24 protein-coding genes and 2 pseudogenes are annotated in these 25,880 nt (G+C 61.9%); 10 read left to right on the top strand and 16 right to left on the bottom strand.

The features are described 5' to 3' along the window. The first annotated feature begins 183 nt into the window (after positions 1-183). A complete protein-coding gene (locus JQM68_RS06470; protein WP_235222174.1) occupies positions 184-903 on the top strand; it encodes a PrsW family intramembrane metalloprotease in 720 nt (239 codons plus the stop codon). A gap of 34 nt (positions 904-937) precedes the next feature. Here JQM68_RS06470 and JQM68_RS06465 read toward each other — a convergent pair whose 3' ends face one another. After that, entirely contained in the window at positions 938-2,257 is a 1,320-nt protein-coding gene (locus tag JQM68_RS06465; protein WP_235222173.1) for a glycosyltransferase, read from the bottom strand. A gap of 203 nt (positions 2,258-2,460) precedes the next feature. Between JQM68_RS06465 and JQM68_RS06460 the strand changes: the two genes are divergently transcribed. From JQM68_RS06460 to JQM68_RS06435, 6 genes and pseudogenes are all read left to right on the top strand, one after another. Further along, positions 2,461-3,429 carry a helix-turn-helix transcriptional regulator gene (locus tag JQM68_RS06460; protein WP_235222172.1) on the top strand — a complete coding sequence of 323 codons (969 nt, stop codon included), beginning with the start codon at positions 2,461-2,463 and terminating at the stop codon, positions 3,427-3,429. Between the two features lie 92 nt (positions 3,430-3,521). Continuing rightward, a pseudogene (locus JQM68_RS06455) lies at positions 3,522-3,863 on the top strand (CYTH domain-containing protein); the annotation flags it as partial. 84 nt (positions 3,864-3,947) lie between these two features. After that, a pseudogene (locus tag JQM68_RS06450) lies at positions 3,948-4,175 on the top strand (DUF1653 domain-containing protein); the annotation flags it as partial. A gap of 133 nt (positions 4,176-4,308) precedes the next feature. Beyond that, positions 4,309-4,455, top strand: coding sequence for a six-cysteine ranthipeptide SCIFF (scfA, locus tag JQM68_RS06445; protein WP_235222171.1), 147 nt, complete (start codon positions 4,309-4,311; stop codon positions 4,453-4,455). A gap of 79 nt (positions 4,456-4,534) precedes the next feature. After that, positions 4,535-5,920, top strand: a complete 1,386-nt coding sequence (scfB, locus tag JQM68_RS06440) for a thioether cross-link-forming SCIFF peptide maturase (RefSeq protein WP_235222170.1) — start codon at positions 4,535-4,537, stop codon at positions 5,918-5,920. Beyond that, positions 5,920-7,251 (top strand): aminotransferase class I/II-fold pyridoxal phosphate-dependent enzyme, encoded by a 1,332-nt coding sequence (locus JQM68_RS06435; protein WP_235222169.1) that lies wholly within the window; start codon positions 5,920-5,922, stop codon positions 7,249-7,251. The genes scfB and JQM68_RS06435 overlap by 1 nt, the downstream gene beginning before the upstream one ends. Positions 7,252-7,282: 31 nt before the next feature. Here JQM68_RS06435 and JQM68_RS06430 read toward each other — a convergent pair whose 3' ends face one another. The 14 genes from JQM68_RS06430 to JQM68_RS06365 all read right to left on the bottom strand — a co-directional run bounded on the left by JQM68_RS06430 (position 7,283) and on the right by JQM68_RS06365 (position 23,154). Next, a complete protein-coding gene (locus JQM68_RS06430; protein ID WP_235222168.1) occupies positions 7,283-7,789 on the bottom strand; it encodes a DUF6933 domain-containing protein in 507 nt (168 codons plus the stop codon). Further along, positions 7,774-8,322, bottom strand: a complete 549-nt coding sequence (locus JQM68_RS06425) for a GDSL-type esterase/lipase family protein (protein WP_235222167.1) — start codon at positions 8,320-8,322, stop codon at positions 7,774-7,776. Before JQM68_RS06425 ends, JQM68_RS06430 begins: the two co-directional genes overlap by 16 nt. Positions 8,323-8,363: 41 nt before the next feature. Continuing rightward, positions 8,364-8,777, bottom strand: a complete 414-nt coding sequence (locus JQM68_RS06420; protein WP_235222166.1) for a YjdF family protein — start codon at positions 8,775-8,777, stop codon at positions 8,364-8,366. A 200-nt stretch (positions 8,778-8,977) separates the two neighbouring features. Next, a complete protein-coding gene (rbsK, locus tag JQM68_RS06415; RefSeq protein WP_235222165.1) occupies positions 8,978-9,976 on the bottom strand; it encodes a ribokinase in 999 nt (332 codons plus the stop codon). A 243-nt stretch (positions 9,977-10,219) separates the two neighbouring features. After that, a complete protein-coding gene (locus tag JQM68_RS06410; protein WP_235222164.1) occupies positions 10,220-11,734 on the bottom strand; it encodes an IMP dehydrogenase in 1,515 nt (504 codons plus the stop codon). A 62-nt stretch (positions 11,735-11,796) separates the two neighbouring features. Further along, positions 11,797-15,486: a phosphoribosylformylglycinamidine synthase gene (locus JQM68_RS06405; RefSeq protein WP_235222163.1), complete on the bottom strand. Its 3,690-nt coding sequence runs from the start codon at positions 15,484-15,486 to the stop codon at positions 11,797-11,799. Continuing rightward, positions 15,487-16,770: a phosphoribosylamine--glycine ligase gene (purD, locus tag JQM68_RS06400; RefSeq protein ID WP_235222162.1), complete on the bottom strand. Its 1,284-nt coding sequence runs from the start codon at positions 16,768-16,770 to the stop codon at positions 15,487-15,489. Positions 16,771-16,787: 17 nt separating this feature from the next. Then, complete coding sequence (locus tag JQM68_RS06395) at positions 16,788-17,966, bottom strand: phosphoribosylaminoimidazolecarboxamide formyltransferase (RefSeq protein ID WP_235222161.1); 1,179 nt, start codon at positions 17,964-17,966, stop codon at positions 16,788-16,790. 11 nt (positions 17,967-17,977) lie between these two features. Further along, positions 17,978-18,592, bottom strand: a complete 615-nt coding sequence (gene purN, locus JQM68_RS06390; RefSeq protein WP_235222160.1) for a phosphoribosylglycinamide formyltransferase — start codon at positions 18,590-18,592, stop codon at positions 17,978-17,980. Between the two features lie 101 nt (positions 18,593-18,693). Further along, complete coding sequence (purM, locus tag JQM68_RS06385) at positions 18,694-19,719, bottom strand: phosphoribosylformylglycinamidine cyclo-ligase (RefSeq protein ID WP_235222159.1); 1,026 nt, start codon at positions 19,717-19,719, stop codon at positions 18,694-18,696. After that, on the bottom strand, positions 19,712-21,178 hold the full coding sequence (gene purF, locus JQM68_RS06380; RefSeq protein WP_235222158.1) for an amidophosphoribosyltransferase: 1,467 nt from the start codon (positions 21,176-21,178) through the stop codon (positions 19,712-19,714). Before purF ends, purM begins: the two co-directional genes overlap by 8 nt. Continuing rightward, positions 21,168-21,884, bottom strand: a complete 717-nt coding sequence (gene purC, locus JQM68_RS06375) for a phosphoribosylaminoimidazolesuccinocarboxamide synthase (protein WP_235222157.1) — start codon at positions 21,882-21,884, stop codon at positions 21,168-21,170. The genes purF and purC overlap by 11 nt, the downstream gene beginning before the upstream one ends. 27 nt (positions 21,885-21,911) lie before the next feature. Further along, complete coding sequence (purE, locus tag JQM68_RS06370; RefSeq protein WP_235222156.1) at positions 21,912-22,409, bottom strand: 5-(carboxyamino)imidazole ribonucleotide mutase; 498 nt, start codon at positions 22,407-22,409, stop codon at positions 21,912-21,914. Positions 22,410-22,428: 19 nt separating this feature from the next. Then, entirely contained in the window at positions 22,429-23,154 is a 726-nt protein-coding gene (locus JQM68_RS06365) for a GntR family transcriptional regulator (RefSeq protein WP_235222155.1), read from the bottom strand. 238 nt (positions 23,155-23,392) lie between these two features. On the opposite strand from JQM68_RS06365, the gene JQM68_RS06360 reads away from it, so the two are divergent. Continuing rightward, on the top strand, positions 23,393-24,388 hold the full coding sequence (locus JQM68_RS06360; RefSeq protein ID WP_235222154.1) for a 2-hydroxyacid dehydrogenase: 996 nt from the start codon (positions 23,393-23,395) through the stop codon (positions 24,386-24,388). A gap of 4 nt (positions 24,389-24,392) precedes the next feature. Continuing rightward, positions 24,393-24,905, top strand: coding sequence for a shikimate kinase (locus JQM68_RS06355; protein WP_235222153.1), 513 nt, complete (start codon positions 24,393-24,395; stop codon positions 24,903-24,905). A 37-nt stretch (positions 24,906-24,942) separates the two neighbouring features. Here JQM68_RS06355 and JQM68_RS06350 read toward each other — a convergent pair whose 3' ends face one another. After that, the gene (locus JQM68_RS06350; RefSeq protein WP_235222152.1) at positions 24,943-25,410 is read right to left on the bottom strand and encodes a GNAT family N-acetyltransferase; all 468 of its coding nucleotides are present in this window, start codon (positions 25,408-25,410) and stop codon (positions 24,943-24,945) included. 98 nt (positions 25,411-25,508) lie between these two features. Here JQM68_RS06350 and JQM68_RS06345 point away from each other — a divergent pair, with 98 nt between their 5' ends. After that, a complete protein-coding gene (locus tag JQM68_RS06345) occupies positions 25,509-25,871 on the top strand; it encodes a TipAS antibiotic-recognition domain-containing protein (protein ID WP_235222179.1) in 363 nt (120 codons plus the stop codon). The last annotated feature ends 9 nt before the right edge of the window (positions 25,872-25,880 follow it).

Genomic DNA, 25,880 nt, shown 5'->3' with positions numbered 1-25,880 from the left:
TCCGAACACGGTAGTTAAGCTCGTCTCTGCCGACAATACTTGGCTGGCAACGGCCCGGGAAAATAGGTAGCGCCAACACTGGGCGGCAGTCTCATGACTGCCGCTCTTTTTTTATGCATTGCTATTTTTTCCGTTCTGCTGTATACTGACTGCAGTCGTAAAAAAGCAGAAAAAGGTGAGAATATGTTTTTTATGCTTCCGTTTTTGCCATTCCTGGCAATTTATATCGCAGCCGCGGTCCTTCCGGCGGCGATCCTGCTGCGCTACATCTACCGGACAGATACGGTGGAAAAGGAACCGGCGGGTTTGCTGCTGCTCTTGCTGGTAATGGGCGTGGTGGCGGCACTGTGCTCCGGAATTTTAGAGATGCTGGGTGAGACGGTGCTGAATGCCCTGGTGGATCCCGGCAGCCCGGTTTATACGATCCTGCTGGCCTTCCTGGTGGTGGCGCTTGTAGAGGAAGGCACCAAGTTTATTCTGCTGAAAAAATGCACCTGGTATCATCCCGCGTTTAACTACCGCTTTGACGGCATCGTATACGCGGTATTTGTCTCCCTGGGGTTCGCGGCCTTTGAAAACATCCAGTACATATTCCATTACGGCCTTTCCGTGGCGCTGCCCCGGGCGCTGCTGGCCATACCGGGCCATATGTCCTTTGCTGTCTGCATGGGCCTGTTCTATGGCCGGGCCAAGCTGTGTGAGGCGTACAGCTACCGGCGGGGCATGAGGCGGAACCTGCTGACCGGCTATCTGATCGCGGTGTTTCTCCACGGCTTTTATGATACCTGTGCCATGATCGGCACGCCGATGTCCACAGTGGTATTCCTGGTGTTTATTGTGTTGATGTACTTGGGGGTATTCCGCCTGCTGAAGCGGGAATCCGCCTCGGATGTGCCGGTATAACGAAAAGACGGAAAGCACCGCTTTCCGTCTTTTTTTACTGCAGGACATCCCGGATATGCGTTTGTATTTTGCTTGCCAGCAGATCGTGCTGCCGCAGTTCCTCCGGCGAAAGAGAGGCCAGACGGGCGGACTCATAGTCCTGCCGGGCGGTTTCCAGATCCGCCAGCACGGGCTTTGCCGCCTCGAAAAAGGAGATCTCCATTCGCCTTGAGGTCTCTTTTTCCTGCCGGACGTCCGTGATCTTCACCAGTCCACGGCCTGTCAGCTTCTGGAGGGAAAGAGAAAAGGTGCTCCGGGGCAGGTTGGCGAAATCCGCCGCCTCTTTGCGGGTTGGCCGGAAATTCAGCTCCCAGAGAGCCAGCAGCAGCTTGGCATCGGAAAGTGCCAGGTCGTTCTTCAAGGCGGCCGTCTCCAGGTAGCGGTCCAGCAGCTTCCGCTCCCGGAAAGCGTCGTACAGCACGCCCTCGCCGTCCAGAACATGGGGGGAGACCTGCACCCGCTCATTGCCCAGCTTCCGGGAGTTAGGCAGCACCGCCGGAGGTACGGAGCCGTCACCGGCGGCGTCCAGCAGGAAACGGTAGACCTTCAGCCGGCTTTTTTCGTACTCCTCTTCGTCCAGGACCGTTTTGAAAAACCGCTGATAGTATTCAAAGACCGTCAGCTTCATTTTCACGGTCTTACTGATGGACAGGCTCTGGGACGCCAGAGAGCCCTTGGTCTTGACGTAATAGTAAATGGGGATCTGGATGGCGCGGAAGGTCTCGGCGTAGCGGATGTACTCCAGGTTGAACATAAAGTCCTCGCACCAGCTGATCTCCGGGTCCATCCGCAGGTGGTGCGCCTCCACGATGGAACGGCGGTAGAGCTTGTTCCACAGGACGCCGTAGTAGAAGTCGGCGGGGTTCTCCATCATATGGGCGGCGAAATCCTCCCGGGTCATCAGGCCGTCCTCGTCGATGTCGCCCTTCTGGGAGACCCGCTCCCCCACGACCCGGTAGAAGTCGGAAATGACCATATCGCATGGGCCGCTTTCCGCCGTCCGCACCAGGGAGCTGGTGGCGTCGGGCGTGATCCAGTCGTCGCTGTCCAGAAACTGGAGATAGGTCCCCCTGGCCCGGTCCAGAGCGAGGTTCCGGCTCTCGGAAACGCCGGTGTTCTCCTTATGGATGACCTGAATGCGGCTGTCTCTGGCCGCGTACTCGTCGCAGATGGCGCCGGAACCATCCGTGCTTCCGTCGTTTACCAGCAGCAGCTCAAAATCCGTGTACTCCTGGTTCAGGATACTTTCGATGCAGCGGCGGATGGTATGCTCCGCGTTGTAGACCGGGACGATGATACTGACGGTGGGACTCATAGACATGCTCCTTTTGGGAAGATCGTATTTGCATTATTCTAACATGGGCAAAAGAGCGGCGCAAGATGTCCGAATCCTTTTCTTTTTTTGTTGATGAAAGAGCGCCGCGTGTTGTATGATAAGATCACAGCAAGTAAAATCAAGCAAAGATCGCCCGATCGTTTTATGATCGGTACAGGACGGCTGAAACGGGGGAATCACGAATGTACGAGTGGCAGCAGCAAATTCAGCTCATTGTCAATGAGATCGATCAGGGCATCAAGAACCACGATGATGAGGCATTGACGCTGCGCGGGCTTTCCGACAGATTGGGATATTCCGAATTTTATACAACGCGGAAGTTCCGGGAGATCTCCGGCATGTCCTTCCGGGACTACCTGCGGAACAGGAAGCTGGCCTTCGCGCTGAAGGAGGTCAGGGACAGTGAAAAGAGCCTTTTGGAGATCGCGCTTGACTATGGCTTTTCCTCACATGAGGCGTTTACCAGGGCGTTCAAAGGGACCTATGGCGTAACGCCCAGCGCATACCGAAAGGCCCCCAGGCCCGTTGTGCTCCGTACTAAGATCAACCCGTTTGACCGCTACTTTTTTGGATTGGGAGAGATCGGTATGATCAGATCACAGGACGGCGTAAAAATTTATTTTATCACGATTCCGGCCCACAAATTTCTGCATGTCAAAAACTACGAGAGCAACGGATACTGGGATTTCTGGCAGAAACAGAATTTGATCCCCGGTCAGGACTACGACACGGTCTGCGGCTTGCTGGACAGCATCAAGGGTAAGCTGGACGATGACGGTGGAAGTGAGGCAAATTCCGGAAGCGGCCAGATCATGGCGTATATGAACGACCCCAACGGCAGGCTCTGTGACTGGGGCATTCCGCGCACGGAGTGCTGGGGCGTCCGGCTGCCCGCTGATTACCAGGGGGAGGTGCCTCCGCAGATGTATCTGGCGGATATTCCGGAAGGCGACTATGTGGTTTTTGAACACGGGCCATTCGATTATGAGCAGGAGAACCGCAGCGTAGAGGAAAAGATCGAACAGGCAATGTCGTCCTTTGATTACGCCGGCGCCGGCTGCTGCCTCGATACTTCTCCCGGCAGGATCATGTATTTTTACTATAATCCGGAGCAGTATTTCAAATATATCAGGCCCATACGGAAAATATAAAGCCGGCGGCTGCTCCGCGAAGAACAGCTATTTACAGGAGCGGGATTTTTCGGTATGATGGGGAAAAACGGCGAGCCGTGAAAGGAGACCCTATGGAGATCGAACGGAAATTCCTGGTCCGGGAGTTGCCGGAGGACCTGGACAGCTATCCAAAGCAGCGCATTGAGCAGGCGTATCTCTCCGCCGACCCGGTGGTGCGCATCCGCCGCCTGGATGACAGCTATATCCTGACCTGCAAAGGGGAGGGGTTGCTGGCCCGGGAGGAGCGGGAGATGCCTTTGTCAGAAGCGGCCTACCGCCGCCTGCTGCCCAAGGCGGAGGGCACGGTCATCGAAAAGGACCGCTACCGCATCCCCTGCGGGCCATATAGCATCGAGCTGGATGTGTTTGGCGGCGCCCTGGCGCCTCTGGTGCTGGCGGAGGTGGAGTTCCCCACGGAGGAGGAAGCCGCCGCGTTTCAGCCGCCGGAGTGGTTCGGGACGGAGGTCACCTACGACCCGGCTTACACCAACGCCCGCATGAGCTGCCAACAGGAGGAGGCCATCCGCCCGGGTCGCTACCGCCATTTCAAGGGCAATGAGTACGAGGTGCTGTACACCGCGAAGCACTCCGAGACCCTGGAGCCCATGGTGGTCTACCGGGCGATGTACGGCGGGCACGGCGTCTGGGTGCGTCCGGCCTGCATGTGGAACGAGACGGTGGAGCGGGACGGCAAGACGTACCGGCGGTTCACCTACATCGGGGATGGAGAGGGGATGGAGAAACGCCGTAAATCCTTGACTTTGCCCCTCTTCTGTGCTAAAATTTTACCCGATAATCGGGCCGTATGTCCGGCAGCGGAGGAACGGCCGTTAATCTGACAGAATGGAGATATGTGTTATGGAAAGAATCAAGACTCTGGAGACCCGTTCTCTGTGCGAGAGCGCCAAGAACGGCGGCTGCGGTGAGTGCCAGACCTCCTGCCAGTCCGCCTGCAAGACCAGCTGCGGCGTCGCCAACCAGAAGTGCGAGAACGCTGACAAGTAAGTGATCGCAAACAAAAAAGCTGCCGCCTTCAAGGGCGGCGCTTTTTATGTGCGGACAACATACATTGGAGGAACCTTTTATGGTACATCAGTATCAGCTCAACGGCTACAACATCGTGCTGGATACCTGCTCCGGCGGCATCCATGTGGTGGACGAGGTGGCCTACGACATCATCGCCATGTTCCGGGACCACAGCCCGGACGAGATCGTGGCGGCGATGCTGGAAAAATACGGAGCGCGCCCCGACGTGACGGAGCAGGACCTGCGGGACTGCATTGCGGATGTAGAGGCGCTGAAAAACGCCGGGAAGCTCTTTACCCCCGATACCTTTGCGGACATGGCGGGCACCTTCAAGGAGCGTTCCGGCGACGTGGTGAAGGCCCTGTGCCTCCATGTGGCCCACACCTGCAACCTCAACTGCGCCTACTGCTTCGCCAGCCAGGGTAAGTACCACGGCGACCGGGCCTTGATGAGCTTTGAGGTGGGCAAGCAGGCCCTGGACTTCCTGGTGGCCCACTCCGGCCACCGCCGGAACCTGGAGGTGGACTTCTTCGGCGGCGAGCCGCTGATGAACTGGGACGTGGTGAAGCGCCTGGTGGAGTACGCCCGGAGCATCGAGCAGGAGAAGGGGAAGAACTTCCGCTTCACCCTCACCACCAACGGAATGCTCATCGACGATGAGGTCATCGACTTCTGCAACCGGGAGATGAGCAACGTGGTGCTCTCCCTGGACGGCCGGAAGGAGATCAACGACCGTACCCGTGTGGACTACGCCGGCAACGGCAGCTATGACCGCATCGTGCCCAAGTTCCAGAAGTTGGTCAAGGCCCGGGGCGGCAAGAACTATTATATGCGGGGCACCTTTACCCACGCCAACCCCGATTTTACCCGTGACCTGTTCCACATGGCCGACGACCTGGGCTTCACGGAGCTGAGCATGGAGCCGGTGGTCTGCGCTCCCGACGACCCGGCGGCCCTGACCCCGGAGGACCTGGAGATCGTGAAGGAGCAATATGAGATCCTGGCGAAGGACATGCTCCGCCGGGAGAAGGAGGGCAAGCCCATCACCTTCTACCACTACATGCTGGACCTGACCGGCGGCCCCTGCGTCTACAAGCGCATCTCCGGCTGCGGCTCCGGCACGGAGTACATGGCCGTCACCCCCTGGGGCGACCTGTATCCCTGCCACCAGTTCGTGGGCGAGGAGAACTACAAGCTGGGCGACATCTGGAACGGCGTCACCAACACTGCCCTCCGGGAGGAGTTCCGCTCCTGCAACGCCTACGCCCGGCCCGAGTGCGCCGACTGCTGGGCCAAGCTGTACTGCTCCGGCGGCTGCGCCGCCAATGCTTTCCACGCCACCGGCTCCATCCGGGGCGTGTACGAGGCGGGCTGTGAGCTGTTCCGCAAGCGCATCGAGTGCGCCATTATGATGAAGGCGGCGGAGGCCGCCGGGGAAGATTGATGGATACCCCCATCTATGATTTTCTGCGCCGCTATAACGGCGCGGACATGGCCCGGTTCCATATGCCGGGACACAAGGGGAGGCCCTTCTTAGGCTGTGAGCCCCTGGACATCACCGAGGTCCACGGCGCCGACGCCCTGTATGAGGCGGACGGCATCATCGCCCAGAGCGAGGCCAATGCCACGGCCTTGTTCGGCTCCCGCCGGACCCTCTATTCCACCGAGGGCTCCAGCCAGTGCATCCGGGCCATGCTGTATCTGGCCCTGACCTGCCGCCCTTCCGGGACGGCCCCGTTCATCGTGGCCGCCCGGAACGTCCACAAGGCCTTTGTTTACGCGGCGGCCCTGCTGGACTTTGAAGTGGTCTGGCTGTGGCCTGAGGAGAGCAGCTCTCTCTGTGCTTGTCCGGTCTCACCGGAGAACCTGGAAAAGACCCTGGCGGCTCTGCCCGCGCCTCCCGCCGCTGTCTATCTCACCAGCCCGGATTACCTGGGCGGCATGGCGGACATTGCTACGCTGGCAAAGATTTGCCATGCCCACGGCACGGTGCTGGCGGTGGACAACGCCCACGGCGCCTACCTGCGGTTCCTGTCTCCCTCCCGGCATCCGCTGGACCTGGGAGCGGACCTGTGCTGTGACTCCGCCCACAAGACCCTGCCGGTGCTGACCGGCGGCGCCTACCTCCACATTGGCAAATGTGCCCCGGCTGCCATGGCGGAGCGAGCAAAGTCCGCCCTGGCCCTGTTCGGCTCAACCAGCCCCTCCTATCTGACCATGGCCTCTCTGGACCTGTGCAACCGATATTTAGCAGAGGACTATCCAACTAGGTTGGCGGAGACCGTTCAGCGCCTGTTCGCCCTGCGGGAGACTCTGACGGCCCGGGGTTGGCGGGTGGAGGACAGCGACCCTCTGCGGCTGACCATCGCCGCTCCCGCCGGATTCCCCGGCACTGCCCTGGCGGACCGTCTGCGGCAGAGTGGCGTGGAGTGCGAGTACGCCGACCGGGATTTCCTCGTCCTCATGGTCACTCCGGAAAACACCCCGGCGGACTTTGACCGCCTGCTGGCAGCCCTGGGAGAAAACCGCACGCCTTATACGCTTCCCATGTCCCTGCCTCTGGCACAGGGCAAACGGGCCTGGTCCATCCGGGAAGCGCTGTTCGCGCCCCAGGAGACGGTTCCGGCGGAAAAGGCGCTGGGCCGGGTCTGCGGCGCCCCCACGGTGGCCTGTCCTCCGGCCATTCCCATCGCCGTCTCCGGAGAGGTCATCGGCCCCGAGGCCCTGGCCCTGTTCCGCTATTACGGCGTGGAGACCGTGGATGTTCTGAAATAAGAAACGCCCTTTCACCACGGTGAAAGGGCGTTTATATTTGCTGAAAAGTCTGGTATAAAAACTGCTTTGCCGTTTCCCGGCCCTCGAACCCGGCACAGCGGCAGGGGATGCCGTTCGCCGCCTGCTCCAGCAGCGGCTGGCGTACTGTGGAAATATTCACTGTGAAATCCATAGCCAAAACATCGTCCCACGCCCGGTTTAAAAAGGCCACCTCCCGCCGCCCGTGGGTGCGGGTCAGCTCCGGTGCTCCGGCGGCACGGAGATAGTCTTCCACCGTCTTTTCCGGCAGGCCGGCGTCCAGCAGCCCGGAGCGAATTTGCTCCAGGGCAAAGTCCGGCAGCCGTGCCCACTCCAGTCCGGACACACCGCAGGCCACGATGGTATACCGGCTGGCGCAGTGGACCAGCAGCAGACTGTCCTGTCCCCGGAGGGGGATGCAGTGCAGGTCCCAGCAATGCAGGCGCTCCAGCGGCGCACCGTAGGGCACGGATTTGAGCTTCAGCTTCCGCTGAAGGGGAAATGTCAGCCCAAACTGCATAGAATCGCCTCCTGAAGTCCCCTGGCGAAGGCCCGGTGTCCGTCTTCGGTAAAATGAACGCCGTCAAAGGCCAGCTCCACGCCCCACTGCCCGGCGTCTGCAAATCCGAAGCCCAGCCGCCGGGCCAGAGATTCATATTCGCCCGCCAGAGCCGCGGACTCCGACAGCAGCCGTTCCTCCGTCACCCAGTCTCCCGTGACCATGGGCGGCGGAGCCACCAGCAGGACACGGCAGGGCGGCAGTGTTTTCAGGAAGCCCTCCATCCGCGCCGCCGTATCTCCGGCGGTGAAACGGGGATGGCACAGCAGGTCATTGCTGCCCAGCATGACTACCAGCAGGTCGTCCTGCCGCAGCAACCCGGCCAGATTTCCCGCACCGACAGGAATTTCCCGGCCGTTCTGACCGAGGTTTACGACCTCCCACCCGGTTTCTGCCGCCAGCAGGTCCGTCCAGCGGCCCGGATACCGCCCGCCGAAGAACGACCGGGGGTCGTAGCCGTAGGTATTGGAATCTCCGAAGCAGACAAGCCGCATCCTCTCACCTCACTGTTCATATCCAAAGAATCGCAGGGGGCCTAATGCCCCCTGTGCTTCTCCCGCCGCTTTTCCTGGTGGAGCTGGAATCTCCGGGCTTCCTCGGCCTCTTTTTCCTGCCGTGACCGGACCTTCCGCTCCAGATTTCCCTGCTCCTGCTGGAGCTTCAGGACTTGCTGGGCCTTGGTGCCGATCCCGGCGGTCCGGGTCTCCTTTTGGACCTCTCTCTGCCTGCGCTTGGGGTTGCGAATGGCCTCCGGGGGAAGACCGCCCGCCACGGCGGGGCTGAACCGCAGCTTTCGCCAGTTCTCCAGCAGGAACAGGTATACTTCCTGATCCCGGGGCTCTGCCCCGAAGACGATGCGGCACGCTTGGTACCGCCCGTCCTCCTCCCGCTCATAGAGGCCGATCCAGAAGGGGTCCTGAAACAGGATGGTCAGCGTGGAAATCTGCATATGCATTTCCTCCTTTTTTCACAAACGTGGGGCGCCTGCGGAGAACGGACAACCAAAGGAGGCAGGTTACTTGTGCCCTTTCCCCGAAAAAGGCACTCCCGGACTACCGACCGGGACGTGTTTTTATCTCCGCGCATCCATCATACCACGAAGTATAGCGGAAGAAAAGGAAAACTCCGGGCCGTAGGCCCGGAGTCGTTTCATTTCAGAATATCCAGCGCGGCGGGATCGAATCCACGGTAGTCCCGCTCCTTTACCAGCTCCAGCACTTCCGCCAGCGTGGGCAGGGAGGGCATGGCGCCCATGCGGGAGACGGTGATGGCGGCGGTGTGGCTGGCGAAGGCCAGGGCCTCCTCCTGGGACAGGCCCGCCGTCAGTCCCACGGACAGCGCGCCCACAAAGGAGTCGCCCGCTGCGGTGGGGTCCGCCACATGGTCCATGTGAACGCAGGGAATGTAGCGGATGGAGCTGCCCTGCACCACGGCGGAGCCGCTGCCGCCCAGGGTGATGATGACATGTTCCACGCCCTTGTCCCAAAGGGCGGCGGCGATCTTCTGCAGATCGGCCCGGCAGGGGCCGTTCTCGTCGGAGGCCAGGGGCAGCCCCGTTTCCATAGAGGCCTCCTGCTCGTTGGGGGTCAGATAGGTGACATAACGCAGCAGCTCGTCATCAAGATCGGTGGCGGGGGCGGGATTCAGCATCACCGGCACGCCGGCTTCCTTGGCCCAGCGGGCCACAGTCCGGTTGACCTCCAGAGGGACTTCCAGCTGCAGCAATACCATGTCGTATGTACCGATCTCGTCCTGGATCCAGGCTACTTCATCCACGGTCAGCGTGCGGTTTGCGCCGGGGATGACGATGATGCGGTTCTGGGCGGAGTGTTCCGTGACCTCCAGCGTCACATGGCCCACACCAGAGGAGACGCCGGGTCGAACCAGCACATGACTGACATCCACACCGGCGGATTTTAAGGGTTCTATCAGCTTTTCGCCGAAGAGGTCGTCGCCCACGCAGCCCATCATGGTGACCTGGGCCCCCAAACGGGCGCATTGGAGGGCTTGGTTGGCGCCCTTGCCGCCGGGAGCCATGTGGAAGGACTTGCCGTAAACGGTCTGGGCCGAGCGGGGAACTTTTTCCGTGGTGGCGATGACATCCATCACAAAGCTGCCGACAACTAAGATTCGCGGTTTTCTATGCATGATACCGATAACTCCTATATTTGGGAAATAAGCGATACCCCTATTATAGAACTTCACATAAAAAATACAAGCCTTTTTATGAAAGTTAAAAGATAAACGATTAAATAAAAAACGAAATGAGAAAAATTCAAACAATTATTTACTTGAAAAGCGTTTATGAGGTCCGACTGGGAAAGAGCGCGGGACTGAAAGAAATCGAAAAAATTCCGGGACGGCACAGCCGTCCCGGATAGAGAATCATATTCAGCTTCTCTGGTTGCCGCTGCCGGTGGTATCCTTCAGCAGCACATCGTGGGCGCCGCCTTCCACGATGGAGACGGAGGACACCAAGGTCAGCTTGGCCTTTTCCCGCAGTTCGGGAATGGTCAGGGCGCCGCAGTTGCACATGGTGGAACGGACCTTGGCCAGGGTGGTGGCCATGCCGTCGGACAGGGCGCCGGCGTAGGGAACGTAGGAGTCCACGCCCTCCTCAAAGGAGAGCTTCGCCGCGCCGCCCAGGTCGTAACGCTGCCAGTTCCGGGCACGGGCGCTGCCCTCGCCCCAGTATTCCTTCATATAGCTGCCGCCGATGAGGACCTTGGCGGAGGGGGATTCGTCAAACCGGGAGAAGTAGCGGCCCAGCATGCAGAAATCCGCGCCCATGGCCAGGGCCAGGGTGATGTGGTAGTCCTGGACGATGCCGCCGTCGGCGCAGATGGGCACATATACGCCGGTCTCCTCAAAATACTTGTCCCGCTCGGCGGCCACGTCGATGACGGCGGTGGCCTGGCCACGGCCGATGCCCTTGGTCTCGCGGGTGATGCAGATGGAGCCGCCGCCAATGCCGATTTTCACGAAGTCGGCGCCGGCGTCCGCCAGGAAGCGGAAGCCCTCGCCGTCCACCACGTTGCCGGCGCCCACCTTTACGGTGTCGCCGTAGCGCTCCCGGATCCATTCCAGGCAGCGCTTCTGCCACACGGAGTAGCCCTCGGAGGAATCCATGACCAGCACGTCCGCGCCGGCCTCCACCAGGGCGGGGACCCGCTCGGCATAGTCCCGGGTGTTGATGCCGGCGCCCACCACATAGCGCTTCTGGGAGTCCAGCAGCTCCAGGGGGTTGCCCTTGTGGGAGTCATAGTCCTTGCGGAACACGAAGGAGACCAGATGGCCATCCTTGGAGACGATGGGCAGGGCGTTGAGCTTGTGGTCCCAGATGATGTCGTTGGCGGTTTTCAGGCTGGTGCCCTCGGGAGCGGAGATGATCTTTTCCATGGGAGTCATAAACGCGGACACGGGCGTGGCGGGGTCCATGCGGCTGACGCGGTAGTCCCGGCTGGTGACGATGCCCAGCAGCTTGCCGGTGCCGGTGCCGTCCTCGGTGACAGCCATGGTGGAGTGTCCGGTGCGCTCTTTCAGAGCCAGCACATCCGCCATGGTGTCGGTGAGGCGCAGGTTGGAGTCGCTGACCACGAAGCCTGCCTTATAATTCTTGACCTTGCGGACCATTTCGGCCTGCTGGTCAATGGGCTGGGAGACATAGATGAAAGCGATGCCGCCCTCTTTCGCCAGGGCAATGCCCATCTTCTCGCCGGAGACGGACTGCATGACGGCGGAGACCATGGGGACGTTCATGGTCAAAGGGCACTCCTCGCCCTTTTTGAACTTCACCACCGGGGTCTTGAGAGAGACGTTGGCGGGAATGCAGTTTTCGTCAGAATAGCCCGGCACCAGCAGATATTCACTGAAAGTATGGGAGGGCTCGGTAAAATAGTATGCCATGCGGCCACCTCATTTCAAAGATTTTTAGGTATTATCTTACCACGGAAGTTGAAAAATTCAACTTAAATGCTGAAATACTCCTTGGCGGATTCAAACAGGTGCAGGTCGTAATCGCCGGGGACGTTCCGGTACAGGGCGGGGCCGATGCGCTCGGAGTGGCCCATCTTGCCCAGCACCCGTCCGTCGGGAGACAGGATGCCCTCCACGGCCCAGGCAGAACCGTTGGGGTTGAAGTCCACATCCATAGTGGGCACGCCGTTCAGGTCCACGTACTGCGTTGCAATCTGCCCGTTCTCGGCAAGCTTTGCCAGCAGTTCGGGAGCGCACAGGAACCGGCCCTCGCCGTGGGAGATAGGCACGTTCACGAAGTCGCCTACGCTGACTTTGGAAAGCCAGGGAGAGCGGTTGGAGGCCACCCGGGTGCGGACGATCTTGGACTGGTGGCGGCCGATAACGTTGTAGCTCAGAGTGGGACAGGTGTCGTCGGTGTCGATGATCTCGCCGTAGGGAACAAGTCCCAGCTTGATGAGAGCCTGGAAGCCGTTGCAGATGCCCAGCATCAATCCGTCCCGGTTTTTCAGCAGCTCCATGGTGGCGTCGGCCACCTCGGGGTTGCGGAAGAACGCGGTGATGAACTTGCCGGAGCCGTCGGGCTCGTCGCCGCCGGAGAAGCCGCCGGGGACGAAGATGATCTGACTCTGGCGGGCGGCCTCGGCGAAGCGCTTGGCGGAATCGGCCACGCCCTGGGCGGACTGGTTGTTCAGCACCAGAATTTCCGGCTCCAGCCCCGCCCGCAGGACGGCCCGGGCGCTGTCATACTCGCAGTTGGTGCCGGGGAACACGGGGATGAGGACCTTGGGCCGGGCCGCGCCGGTCTTGGGCGCGGTGCGGATGCCGGCGGGGGCCTCCAGCACGGGAACGGTCTCGGACACGGCGGCGGTGCGGTTGGGATAGATGTCCTCCAGCACGCCCTCGTTGAGAGCCAGCAGCTCGTCAATGGGAGCGCTGTCCTTGCCGATAGACACCACGCTCTCCGCCGTGGTGACGCCCAGCCGGGCGGCGTACTCGCCGGAGATGTCCTCCGTCAGCTCCGCCACGATTGCACCGGGCATGGCGCTGGAGTACCAGATGTCTCCGATGGCGTCAGCGGTGAAGCCAATACGGTTGCCGAAGGACATATTCATGACGGCCTCCGCCAGACTGTTCTCGACAGCCCAGGCGGCCTTCACCTTTCCGGCCTCAGACAGGGCGTGGAAGGCTTCCCACGCGGTCTGCTGGCTGTCGGCAGTGCCGTCACACAGGAACAGGTACACGGGATGGCCCGCCTCCTTGAACTCGGGGGACAGCACCTTGCCCGCCTTGGAGGGGGCGATGGCAAAGGAGATGAGGGTGGGAGGCACATCCAGATCCAGGAAGGAGCCGGACATGGAGTCCTTGCCGCCGATGGCGGCGATGCCCAGATCCAGCTGCGCGTCGAAAGCGCCCAGCAGGGCGGAGAAGGGCTTGCCCCAGCGCCGCGGCTCCTCCCGCAGCTTTTCAAAGTATTCCTGGAAGGTGAGATAGGCGGTGTGGTAGTCGCAGCCCGCGGCTACCAGCTTGGCCACGGAGGTGATGACGGAGCGGTAGGCGCCCGCATAGGGGTCCACGCACATCTGCTCGGCGTCAAAGCCCCAGGCCATGACGGAGCAATCCTCCGTCTCCTGACCGGGCAGAACGGGCAGCAGGGCGGCCATGGCCTGGGCGGGAGTGCGCTGTGTCTTGCCGCCGAAGGGCATCAGGACGCTGCCTGCGCCGATGGTGGCGTCGAACCGCTCGCCAAGGCCCCGCCGGGAGGCGGACTTCAGGCTGGCGGCGATGTCCCGCAGGCTCCTGGCGTCGCTGCGGCCCAGGTCCTTGCGCTCTTTTTCCTCCACCTGGACGGTGGTGTGCTTGTCAGCGCCGTTGGTGTCCAGGAAAGCACGGCTCAGGTCCACGATGGTAGCGCCGTTCCACTTCATGACCATCCGGGGGCTCTCGGTGACCACCGCCACCTGATAGGCCTCCAGGTTCTCCGCCTCGGCAGCGGCGATGAAAGCGGCGGCGTTTTCGGGAGCCACTACGACCGCCATTCGCTCCTGGGACTCGGAGATGGCCAGCTCGGTGCCGTCCAGACCCTCGTACTTCTTCCGCACAGCGTCCAGGCTGATCTCCAGGCCGTCGGCCAGCTCGCCGATGGCAACAGACACGCCGCCGGCGCCGAAGTCGTTGCAGCGCTTGATCATCCGGGTGACCTTGCCGTCCCGGAACAGCCGCTGGATCTTCCGTTCCTCGGGGGCGTTGCCCTTCTGGACCTCAGAGGCCATGGTGGTCAGGGACTTGCGGTTGTGGCTCTTGGAGGAGCCGGTGGCGCCGCCGATGCCGTCCCGGCCGGTGCGGCCGCCCAGCAGGATGACCACGTCGCCGGGGGCGGGACGCTCCCGGACCACGTTCTCGGAGGGGGCGGCGCCGACGACGGCGCCCACTTCCAGGTGCTTAGCGATATAGCCGGGGTGATAGACCTCGGAGACAATGCCGGTGGCAAGGCCGATCTGGTTGCCGTAGGAGGAGTAGCCGGCGGCAGCGGTCTGGGCCAGCTTCCGCTGGGGCAGCTTGCCGGGGATGGTATCCGCCACGGGGACGCGGGGGTCGCCGCAGCCGGTGAGCCGCATGGCCTGATAGACGTAGGCGCGGCCGGACAGGGGGTCCCGGATGCAGCCGCCGATGCAGGTGGCGGCGCCGCCGAAGGGCTCGATCTCGGTGGGGTGATTGTGGGTCTCGTTTTTGAACATCAGCAGCCAGTCCTGCTCCTCGCCGTCCACTGTGGCGGTGACATGGATGGAGCAGGCGTTGATCTCCTCGCTCTGGTCCAGATTGGTGAGCAGGCCCCGCTTTTTCAGCACTTTTGCGCCGATGGTGGCCATGTCCATCAGGGTCTGGGGCCGGAGGGCGGCCTTCTCCTCGCCGTAGACCTCCACCCGGGCGGCCAGATACCGCTCATAGGCGGATTTCGTGGCCTCGTCCAGAATCTCCACCTTGTCGATGTGGGTGGAGAAGGTGGTATGGCGGCAGTGGTCGGACCAGTAGGTGTCCACCACCCGCACCTCCGTGATGGTGGGGTCCCGGTGCTCGTCGTCCCGGAAGTGGGCCTGGAGGAATTTCAGGTCGTCCAGGTCCATTGCAAGGCCCAGCTTGTCAAGCAATGCGGCAAGACCCGCCTCGTCCAGGGCGGTGAAGCCGGTGATGGTCTCTACGGAGGTGGGGATGTCATACTCCATTTTCAGGGTCTCAACTGGCTCCATGGCGGCCTCCCGGGCCTCCACGGGGTTGATGACATAGTGCTTGATCTTCTCCACGTCGGCGGGAGTCACCTCGCCGGAGAGCAGGTAGATCTTGGCCGTGCGGACAGCGGGGCGGTCGCCCTGGGTCATGAGCTGGATGCAGGCCCGGGCGGAGTCGGCCCGCTGGTCGAACTGGCCGGGCAGGGACTCCACGGCGAAGGCGGTGAAATCCCCGGCGGGCAGGGCAGCGGTGGCGTCGTCCACCTGGGGCTCGGAAAACACGGTCTGGACCGCCCGCTGGAAGGTGGCCTCGTCCAGGCCCTCCACATCGTAGCGGTTGATGAGCCGCAGGCCGGTGAGGGCAGAGATGCCCAGCAGGGAGCGCAGCTCGTTCAAAAGGCCCGCGGCCTCCTGCCGCAGGGCGGGTTTCTTTTCCACATAAATGCGACGTACCATTTACTGTTCCTCCATGGCGGCCAGCGCGCGGCGGCCGATGTCGTGACGCAGATACTTACCTTCAAAATCCACCGTCTCCGCGGCGGCGTAAGCGTCCGCCAGGGCCTCTTTCAGCGTGGGAGCCGTGGCGGTGACGCCCAGCACCCGTCCGCCGCTGGTGACCAGACGGCCCTCGCCGTCCAGCTTGTCCCCGGCGTGATAGATGGTGACGTTGGCGGGCGTGGAGGCGGGGAAGGACATCACTTTGCCCTTCTCATAGTGGCTGGGATAGCCACCGGAGGCGAGAATCACGCAGGCGGCGGCGCCATCAAGCCACTCCACTTCCAGATCAGCCAAAGTCTCGTTTTCCACGGCCTGCATGACGGTCAGCAGGTCGGTTTTCAGCAGAGGCAGCACCACCTGGGTCTCGGGGTCGCCGAAGCGACAGTTGTACTCGATGACCTTGGGACCGTTGGGGGTGATCATCAGGCCGAAGTACAGGCAGCCCTTGAAGGGGCAGCCCTCGGCCCGCATCGCCGCCAGGGTGGGCAGGAAGATGGTATCCATGCAGACCTGGGCAACGTCGGCGGTGTAATAGGGGTTGGGAGCGATGGTGCCCATGCCGCCGGTGTTGAGGCCGGTATCGTTGTCTCCGGCCCGCTTGTGGTCCATGGAGGACATCATGGGGCGGATGGCGGTGCCGTCGGTGAAGGCCAGCACGCTGACCTCCGGACCGGTGAGGAACTCCTCAATGACGATCTCGTTGCCGGAGTCGCCGAAAGCCTTGTCCTCCATGATGGTTTTCACGGCGTCCTCGGCCTCAGCAAAGTTCTGGGGGATCAGCACGCCCTTGCCCAGCGCCAGGCCGTCGGCCTTGATGACGATGGGGAAGGAGGCGTTTTTCAGGTATTCCAGCGCGGCCTTGGGGTCGTTGAAGACCTCGTAGCTGGCGGTGGGAATGCCGTACTTCTTCATCAGGTTCTTGGAGAACACCTTGCTGGCCTCGATGCGGGCGGCCTTGGCATCCGGGCCGAAGCAGGGGATGCCCGCCTCATGGAGCCGATCCACACAGCCCAGGGCCAGGGGGTCGTCCGGGGCCACCACAGCAAAGTCAATGGCGTGGGCCTTGGCGAAATCCACGATGGCGGGAATGTCCTTGGCACCGATCTCCGGGACGCACACCGCGTCCTGGGCGATGCCGCCGTTGCCCGGCAGGGCGTAGATGGTCTCCACGCTGGGATTCTCTTTCAATTTCTTGATAATGGCGTGCTCGCGGCCACCGCCGCCGACGACCAGAAGATTCATGGAAGCTGCCTCCGTTCTTAATGATGGAACAATCTCATGCCGGTAAAGCACATCGTCATGTTATATTTATTAGCGGTAGCGATCACATGGTCATCCCGGATGCTGCCGCCCGGCTCGGCAATGTACTGCACGCCGGACTTCCGAGCCCGCTCCACATTGTCGCCGAAGGGGAAGAACGCGTCGCTTCCCACCGTCACGCCGGACTGGGTGGCGATCCAAGCCTTCTTTTCCTCGGCGGTCAGCACCTCGGGCTTGACCTTGAAGGTATTCTGCCACACGCCGTCGGCCAGGATGTCCTCGTACTCGTCGGAGGTGTAGATGTCGATGGCGTTGTCCCGGTCGGGTCGGCGGATGCCCGCCACAAACTGAAGCCCTAAGACCTTGGGATGCTGCCGCAGGTACCAGTTGTCCGCCTTCTGGCCCGCCAGCCGGGTGCAGTGGATGCGGCTCTGCTGGCCGGCGCCCACACCGATAGCCTGGCCGTCCTTCACGTAGCAGACGGAGTTGGACTGGGTGTATTTCAGGGTGATGAGGGAGACGATCATGTCGATCTTGGCGGCTTCGGGCAGGTCATGGTTTTCGGTGACGATGTTGCCCAGCAGCTCCTCGTCGATTTTGAAGTTGTTGCGGCCCTGCTGGAAGGTGATGCCGAACACGTCCTTGTACTCCTGGGGCGCGGGGACGTAATCCGGGTCGATTTGGACGACATTGTAGCCGCCCTTTTTCTTGGTTTTCAAAATTTCCAGGGCTTCGTCGGTGTAGCCGGGGGCGATGACGCCGTCGGACACCTCGGCCTTCAGGTAGTTGGCGGTGGCGGCGTCGCAGACGTCACTAAGAGCTGCCCAGTCGCCGTAGGAGCACAGCCGGTCAGCGCCCCGGGCCCGGATGTAGGCACAGGCAATGGGGCTGAGCTCCGCGCCCTCGTCTACGAAGTAGATCTTCTTGTCCACATCGCTTAGGGGCAGGCCCACGGCGGCGCCGGCGGGGGAGACATGCTTGAAGGAGGCGGCGGAGGGCAGGCCGGTGGCGGCTTTCAGCTCCCGGACCAGCTGCCAGGAGTTGAAGGCGTCCAGGAAGTTGATGTAGCCGGGCTTGCCGTTCAGCACCTTGATGGGCAAGTCAGAGCCGTCCTTCATAAAGATGCGGGAGGGCTTCTGGTTGGGGTTGCAGCCGTATTTCAGTTCCAGTTCGTTCATGGAAGCGCACCTCAATTTTCAGTAATTTGTTTACATAACATTTCTGCCGCCTGGGGGAGCAAGATCCATTCGGCCTGCTCCATTACCCGGCGCTGGAGAATCTCCGCCGTGTCGCCGGGGAGGATGTCCACGGCCTTCTGCAGCAGAATGCGGCCGCCGTCGGGAATCTCATTCACCAGATGGACGGTGGCGCCGGTGACCTTTACGCCGCGGGACAAAGCGGCCTCGTGGACCTTTAATCCGTACATCCCCTTGCCGCAGAAGGAGGGGATGAGGGAGGGATGGACGTTGATGATGCGGTCCGGCCACTGTTTTACAAAATCGGCGGACAAAATGGACAGGAACCCGGCCAGAATGATGACGTCCACCCGGTATTCCGCCAGCTTTTCGTTCAAAGCGGCCTCGAATGCCTCCTGGGTCATCTGCTTTTTGGGGACGGCCACGCCGGGCACGCCGTGGTTGGCCGCCCGGGTCAGGGCATAGGCGTTTTCGTTGCTGGCACACACCAGCACGATCTCCCCGTGGGGAATTTGCCCGGCTTCCTGAGCCAGCAGCAGATGCTCCAGATTGGTGCCGCCGCCGGAGACAAATACAGCGATACGGGCTGTTTTCTGATTCGCTTTCAAAATGGATTCACTCCAGTTGCCGGGCAGAAAGCCCTGGTTTTAGATAAATGTTAGTAGCGAGATAAAGTTCTTTTTGGTACTTTTTCTTTCAAGAAAAAGTATCAGCATAATGTCACCCGCTCCTCGCCGGAGACGATCTCGCCGATGACATAGGCACCGCAGTCCAGGGCGGCGATGGCGCGGTCCACATCCTCTTTCGCCACGATGACGGTCATGCCCACGCCCATGTTGTAGGTGTTGAACATGTCGTGCTCAGGGATATTGCCTTTGCTCTGGAGCATGGCGAAGATGGGGGGCGTTTTGACAGCGGCCTTGTCGATCTTGGCGGTGAGGCCCTCAGGCAGGCAGCGGGGGATGTTCTCGAAGAAGCCGCCGCCGGTGATGTGACTGATGCCCTTCACGTTGGCGGCCTCCAGGCAGCGCAGCACGGGCTTGACATAGATGCGGGTGGGCTCCAGCAGGGCCTCGCCCAGAGTGCGGCCCAGCTCGTCGGAGTAGACGTTCAGGTCGGTGTGCTCCACGTCAAAGACCTTCCGCACCAGGGAGAAGCCGTTGGAGTGGATGCCGGAGGAGGGCAGAGCCAGGATCGCGTCGCCGGGAGCCATGGTGTTGTGGTCGATGACCTTGGCCTTGTCCACCAGACCCACGGAGAAACCCGCCAGGTCGTAGTCGTCGGCGGCCATCATGCCGGGATGCTCGGCAGTCTCGCCGCCGATGAGGGCGCAGCCGGACTGGACGCAGCCCTCCGCCACGCCGGAGACCAGGGTGGCGACCTTTTCCGGCTCGTTCTTGCCGATGGCGATATAGTCTAGGAAAAACAAAGGCTTGGCGCCGCAGCAGATGATGTCGTTGACGCACATGGCCACGCAGTCGATACCCACGGTGTCGTGCTTGTCCATCAGCTGGGCGATGCGGATCTTGGTGCCCACGCCGTCCGTGCCGGAGACCAGCACCGGCTCCTTCATCCCGGCGAAGTCGGGGGCGAACAGGCCGCCGAAGCCGCCGATGTCGGAGACCACGCCAGGAATCATGGTGCGCTTGACATGGGCGCTCATCAGCTTCACGCCCTCGTAGCCGGCCTCGATATTGACGCCGGCGTCCCGGTAGCTGTCAGAAAAACTACGCATCTTCCTCTTTCTTCCTTTCACTGATCTTGCATTCAAAGCGGTCCTTGCCGGAATCCTGGGGGATCGCCGTGGGATAACCGCCGCCGAAGCAGGCGGTGCAGAAGCCGCCCTGGGTGTTGTCCGCCAGCTTTACCACGTCATTCAGGCTGAGGTAGCCCAGGGAGTCCACGCCGATGATCTCAGCGATCTCCTCCACGGTGTGGTGGTTGGCGATGAGCTTGTTCTTGTCGTCGATGTCGGTGCCGTAGTAGCATTCGGAGACGAAGGGCGGGGCGCTGACCCGCATGTGGATCTCCTTGGCGCCCGCCTTGCGCAAAAGGTCGATGGTGCGGCGGCAGGTGGTGCCCCGGACGATGGAGTCGTCGATGAGGACTACCCGCTTGCCCTCCACCACGGAGCGGATGGGGTTCAGCTTGATGTTGACCTCGTTTTCCCGCATGTCCTGGGTGGGGGAGATGAAGGTGCGGCCGATGTACTTGTTCTTGATGAAGCCCATGCCGTAGGGGATGCCGGACTGCTTGGCGTAGCCCATGGCGGCGTCCAGGCCGGAGTCCGGCACGCCGATGACGATGTCCGCCTGGACGGGGTGCTCCAGGGCCAGGAACGCGCCGGCCCGCTGGCGGGCGATGTGGACGCTGGAGCCGTCGATGACGGAATCGGGCCGGGCGAAGTAGATGAACTCAAAGACGCACAGCTTCTTGTCGGCTTTTCCGCAGTGGCTGGTGTCGGATTTCACGCCGTTCTTGTCCACCACCACGATCTCGCCGGGCAGGATGTCCCGCTCGAACCTGGCGCCGATGGCGTCCAGGCCGCAGGACTCGGAGGCGAACACCACGCTGCCATCCTTCAGATGGCCCATGCAGAGGGGGCGGAAGCCGTGGGGGTCCCGGACGGCGATGAGCTTGCTGGGAGAGGAGATGACCAGGGAGTAGGCGCCCTCAATGCGGTCCATGGCGGCGGAGACGGCCTCCTCGATGGAGGGGGCTTTCAGCCGCTCCTGGACGATGATGTAGGCGATGACCTCGGAATCCGTGGTGGTCTGGAAGATGGAGCCCTTGCTCTCCAGCTCCTGCCGCAGCTCGTGGGAGTTGGTCAGGTTGCCGTTGTGGGCCAGGGCCATGCGGCCCTTGTAGTGGTTCACCAGAATGGGCTGGACATTCCGCTTGTTGTCGGTGCCGGTGGTGCCGTAGCGCACGTGGCCCACGGCGATGTTGCCGGTGCCCAGGGCCGCCAGCCGCTCGGGAGGAAATACCTCGCTGACGAGGCCCACATCCCGCCAGGAGGAGAACACGCCGTCGTCGTTGACCACGATACCGGCGCTCTCCTGGCCCCGGTGCTGTAAGGCGTACAGGGCGTAGTAGGCGTAGGAGGCCACATCAGCGGCGGTTTTGGAGTACACGCCGAAGACGCCGCATTCTTCGTGAATGTGGCGTTCGGTTACATTGCTCTTATTCATCATGGGCCAGCAGTCTCTTCATGATCTCGGCGTAAGCGTCTTCCACGCCGCCCATATCCCGGCGGAAGCGGTCCTTGTCCAGCTTCTCATGGGTCTTGGAGTCCCACAGGCGGCAGGTGTCGGGGCTGATCTCGTCGGCCAGAACAATAGTGCCGTCAGCGGTCTTGCCGAACTCCAGCTTGAAGTCCACCAGGGTCACGCCGCACTCGGCCCAGAAAGCCTTCAGCACGTCGTTGACGGCGAAGGAGTACTTCTTGATGAGGTCGATCTCCTCCCGGGTGGCCAGATTCAGGGCCAGGGCGTGGTACTCGTTCAGCAGGGGGTCATGGAGGTCGTCGTTCTTATAGGAGAACTCGATGGTGGGCTGGTCGAACACGATGCCCTCCTCCACGCCGTAGCGGGAGGCGAAGTGACCGGCGGAGATGTTGCGGATGATGACTTCCAGAGGCACGATGGAGACCTTCTTCACCAGGGTCTCCCGCTCACTCAGCTCCTGGACGAAGTGGGTGGGAATGCCGGCCTTTTCCATCTTCGCCATCAGACGGTTGGTCATCTGGTTGTTGATGACGCCCTTGCCCACGATGGTGCCCTTCTTCAGGCCGTCCAGAGCGGTAGCGTCGTCCTTGTAGTCAACGATGACCAGGTTGGGGTCGTCGGTGGCGTAGACCTTCTTGGCCTTGCCCTCGTAGATCTGCTCTAACTTCTGCATGTCGGTGGTTCCTCCTATAAAAATGTATTAGTTGTTTGTCAGTTCAGCCTGTAATTTTGCCTCTTTTTCCGCGATCTGCTTCGCCATATCCTCCCGCGCCGCGTCCAGCTTGGCGGCAAGGGCGTCATCGCTGACGGCCAGGATCTGGGCGGCCAGTACGGCGGCGTTCTTGGCGCCGTTGATGGCGACGGTCGCCACGGGGATGCCGCTGGGCATCTGGACGGTGGCAAGCAGGGCGTCCAGCCCGTCCATGGCGCCGCCCTTCATGGGGATGCCGATGACGGGAAGGGTAGAATTTCCGGCGAAGGCGCCGGCCAGATGGGCCGCCATGCCGGCGGCGCAGATCAGCACGCCGAAGCCGTTTTTGCGGGCGCTTTTCGCAAAGTCCGCCGCGGCGGCGGGGGTGCGGTGAGCGCTGAGAATGTGGACCTCATAGGGGATGCCGAAAGCGTCCAGCTGGCCGCAGGCACCCTTGACCACGGGCCAGTCGGAATCCGAACCCATGATGATAGCAACTTTTTTCATGTCAGGTCCTCCTTTTGTATCACAGCTTTTTCCGCATGACGGTGTGGCGGAAGATGCCGTCGGCGAAATACTCGTTGGAACAGAACACCGGCTTACCGTCGATGTCGAAGTCCACCTCGTCCATGTTCAGCAGGGGAGAGCCCATGGGCACCTGGAAAATTTCCGCCAGGGCCGCGTCAGCCACCACGGGCCGCAGGTCCGTCAGGTCCAGATAGGGGTTCACATCGCAGAACTGCTGGAGGAAGTGGAAGATGGGGAGCTTCAGATCGTTGATGGTGTAGCTGCCCTGGGCCAGGGACTTTTCGATGACGTCCTCGCAGTAGATGGCGGGCTTGCCGTCGGCGGTGCAGAGCCGGGACACCCGGATGATGGGCGTGCCCTCGGGGATCTGGAGCTGGCCGGCGATCTTTTCGTCAGCGGCGCCGTCGGTGACCCGGACAAACGCCACCGCCGCCTCGTGGCCGCTCTGACGGATCATGTCCAGGAACTCCACCTCGATGTCCATGCGGGTCTGGGCGTTCAGAACGTGGCGGTTGATGATGGTGCCGACGCCGTGGCGGCGGGTGATGAAGCCCTCCCGCTCCAGGGAGGCCAGGATGTCCCGCAGCTGGGTGCGGCTGATGCCCAGGGATTCCGCCAGGACGCTCTCCCGGGGAAGACGCTGGCAGGAGGCGAACTCGCCTTCCTTCATGGCGGACAGCAGCTGGGCGCGGATGGTTTTGGACTGAGTGGGCTGACTGCTCATACCATTCACCTCATATCAAAAATAGGTACTACCCATTAAAGGTCGTACCTATTGTATCTGATTTCCCGCCATACCGCAATTAGCAGATTCGACAGATTGAAACAACCTTTTCCAGCGCGCTTTGGTGAGAGCGAAAGAAGGGCGGAAGCGTGCGGATTTTCGTGTAATTTACCAGTGGACAGATGTCCACAGGATGCTATAATGAGGAACATCTATTTTGAGACAGAAGGTGCACCACATGATGAAAATACTCATTTTGGGCGCCAGAGCCCGTTATGAGACGTATCTTCCGGCGCTGCCGTTTATCCGGCAGCAGGAACTGGTCTTTCTGGACAGGGACAGCAGCGAGGAAGAAATTCTCGCCCGGGCGGCGGACGCGGGCATCATCTTCGCGGATGCCATCGCGCCGGTCCCCGGCTCCCTCATCCGCCGGATGCCGGAGCTGAAGCTCATCCAGTCCGAGGGCGTGGCCTATGACAAGATCGACCTTGATGCAGCCCGGGAGCGGGGCATCTGGGTGTGCAACAACAAGGGCTGCAACGCCGGCGCCGTGGCGGAACAGGCCATCCTGCTGATGCTGATGCTCCTGCGCCGCGCCGTCACCGGAGACCGGGCGGTCCGGGAGGGCCGGCAGATGGAGGTCAAGGAGCAGTGTATGGCCGGGGGCCTGACGGAGCTGTCCGCCTGCCGGGTGGGACTGGTGGGCTTCGGCGACATCGCCAAAGCCACGGCGGAGCGGCTGGCTCCCTTCGGCTGTGAAATCTACTATTACAGCCGTACCCGCCGCCCCGCGGAAGAGGAGGCGCGATTCGGCGTGACGTATCTGCCGCTGGAGGAGCTGGCGGCCAGCTGCGACATCGTCAGCCTCCACTGTCCCGTGACGGCGGAGACCCGGAACATGGTGGACGACGCGTTTTTGAACCGGATGAAGCGAACCGCTTATCTTGTCAACACCGCCCGGGGAGAGCTGGTGGACAACGACGCCCTGTGCCGGGCGCTGACGGCCGGCGCCATTGCCGGAGCGGGCCTGGACACCATCGCCCCGGAGCCGGTGACGGCGGACAACCCCCTGGCAAGCCTGCCCGCGCCCGCCGGAGAGCGGCTGGTGCTCTCGCCTCATCTGGGCGGTATCACCGAGGCGGCGTTCCGCCGCAGCCACCTCCACATGTGGCGCAATGCCGAGCGGGTGGCCGACGGCCATGCGCCCGACAACATCGTGAACGGATTGGACTGACAGCATGAAAAACATCATCCTCATCGGCATGCCCGGCACGGGCAAAAGCGTGGTGGGCCGGGCACTGGCGGACCGCCTGCACTACACCTTCGTGGATGTGGACGACCTCATCGTCCGGGCCGCGGGCCAGACCTTGGCGGAGATTCTGCGGAGCCGGGGGCTGGACGCGTTTCTGGCCCTGGAGGGACAAATCGGAGAAGCGCTGACCTGTGAAAACACGGTCATCGCCACCGGCGGCAGCATGGTGCTGTCGGAGGGGGCCATGACCCATCTGAAGGAGAACGGCGTGGCCGTCTGGCTGGAAACGCCCCTCTCCCAAATTTCGGAGCGGATGCCGGAGGACCTGACGGACCGGGGCATCGCCGCCCCGACGGGCATGGACATCCGGCAGATATACAGGCAGCGTGAGCCGCTGTACGCGAAGTACGCTGACCTCATCGTCGCCAGCCGCCCCGGGGAAGACGACACCGCCCATCAGGTGGAGGAAGTCATGCGCACCGTGGGGATGCACCTGTAAAAAACCAACGGGACTGCCAAAAGGCAGTCCCGTTTTCTCATGCGTTGGGCAGTTCCATCTCCATTGGCATGTGGACAAAGCCCATGGACTCGTACAGCGGCATTCCCATGGCGGTTGCGTCCAGAGAGATAGCGGTGACGCCCCGCTTCCGGGCTTCCTCCACCAGCAGCTCCGCCATTCGCCGCCCCAGTCCCCGGCGGCGGTAGTCCGGGTGGGTGTAGATGTTCATCAGATACGCCTTCCGCCCGGAGGGATTGTGATAGGTGGGCATGACCCGGTAAAAGCTGACGCCTCCCGCGCCGATCCAGGTGTCGCCGTCGAATACCAGCCAGGCGGCGTGGCTGCCGTCGGCCAGGGCAGCGGTGTAGTAATCCCGGCTGGCCTGCTCCACAGCGGACATGTCCGTGTCCTCCAGCAGGCGGTTGGCGGCCAGCAAGACCTGAATGCGGGTCCGCACCAGCAGGTCCAGGTCCTCCAGGGTGGCTTTGTAAAAGTGCGGCTCCATAAGCGTTTCCTCCGTTCGTTTGTCCCATCATATAGCGCAGAAAAGAAAAAGTCAAAAATTTTATCGAAAGCCCTTGACTCTGATGTTACGTCAGTGAACTGGAACAGGCCCGCCGCCAGTATGCGGACGAGGCCAAGGCCCGCTGGGGCCATACCGACGCCTGGAAGGAGAGCCAGGCAAAGCCTGCCGAGGTGAACGCCCAGGCGGAGGGCATAAATGACATCTTCCGCCGTGCGGCTGCCATGCGGCAGGGAGACTCCGCGTCTCCTGAGGCCCAGGCCCTGGTCAAGGAATGGCAGGATTTCGTCAGCGCCAACTACTACGCCTGCACCGACGAAATTCTGGCGGGCCTGGGGGAGATGTATACCGCCGACGAGCGGTTCCAAAAGAATCTGGACCGCTTCGGCGAGGGCACGGCGGCCGTTCTCTCCGCCGCCATTCAAGTCTATTGCGGCAAATGAGAAAAACGC

The organism is Oscillibacter valericigenes, from assembly GCF_021531435.1.
Classification (GTDB): domain Bacteria; phylum Bacillota; class Clostridia; order Oscillospirales; family Oscillospiraceae; genus Oscillibacter; species Oscillibacter valericigenes_B.
This window is presented reverse-complemented; position numbering and strand designations above follow the sequence as displayed.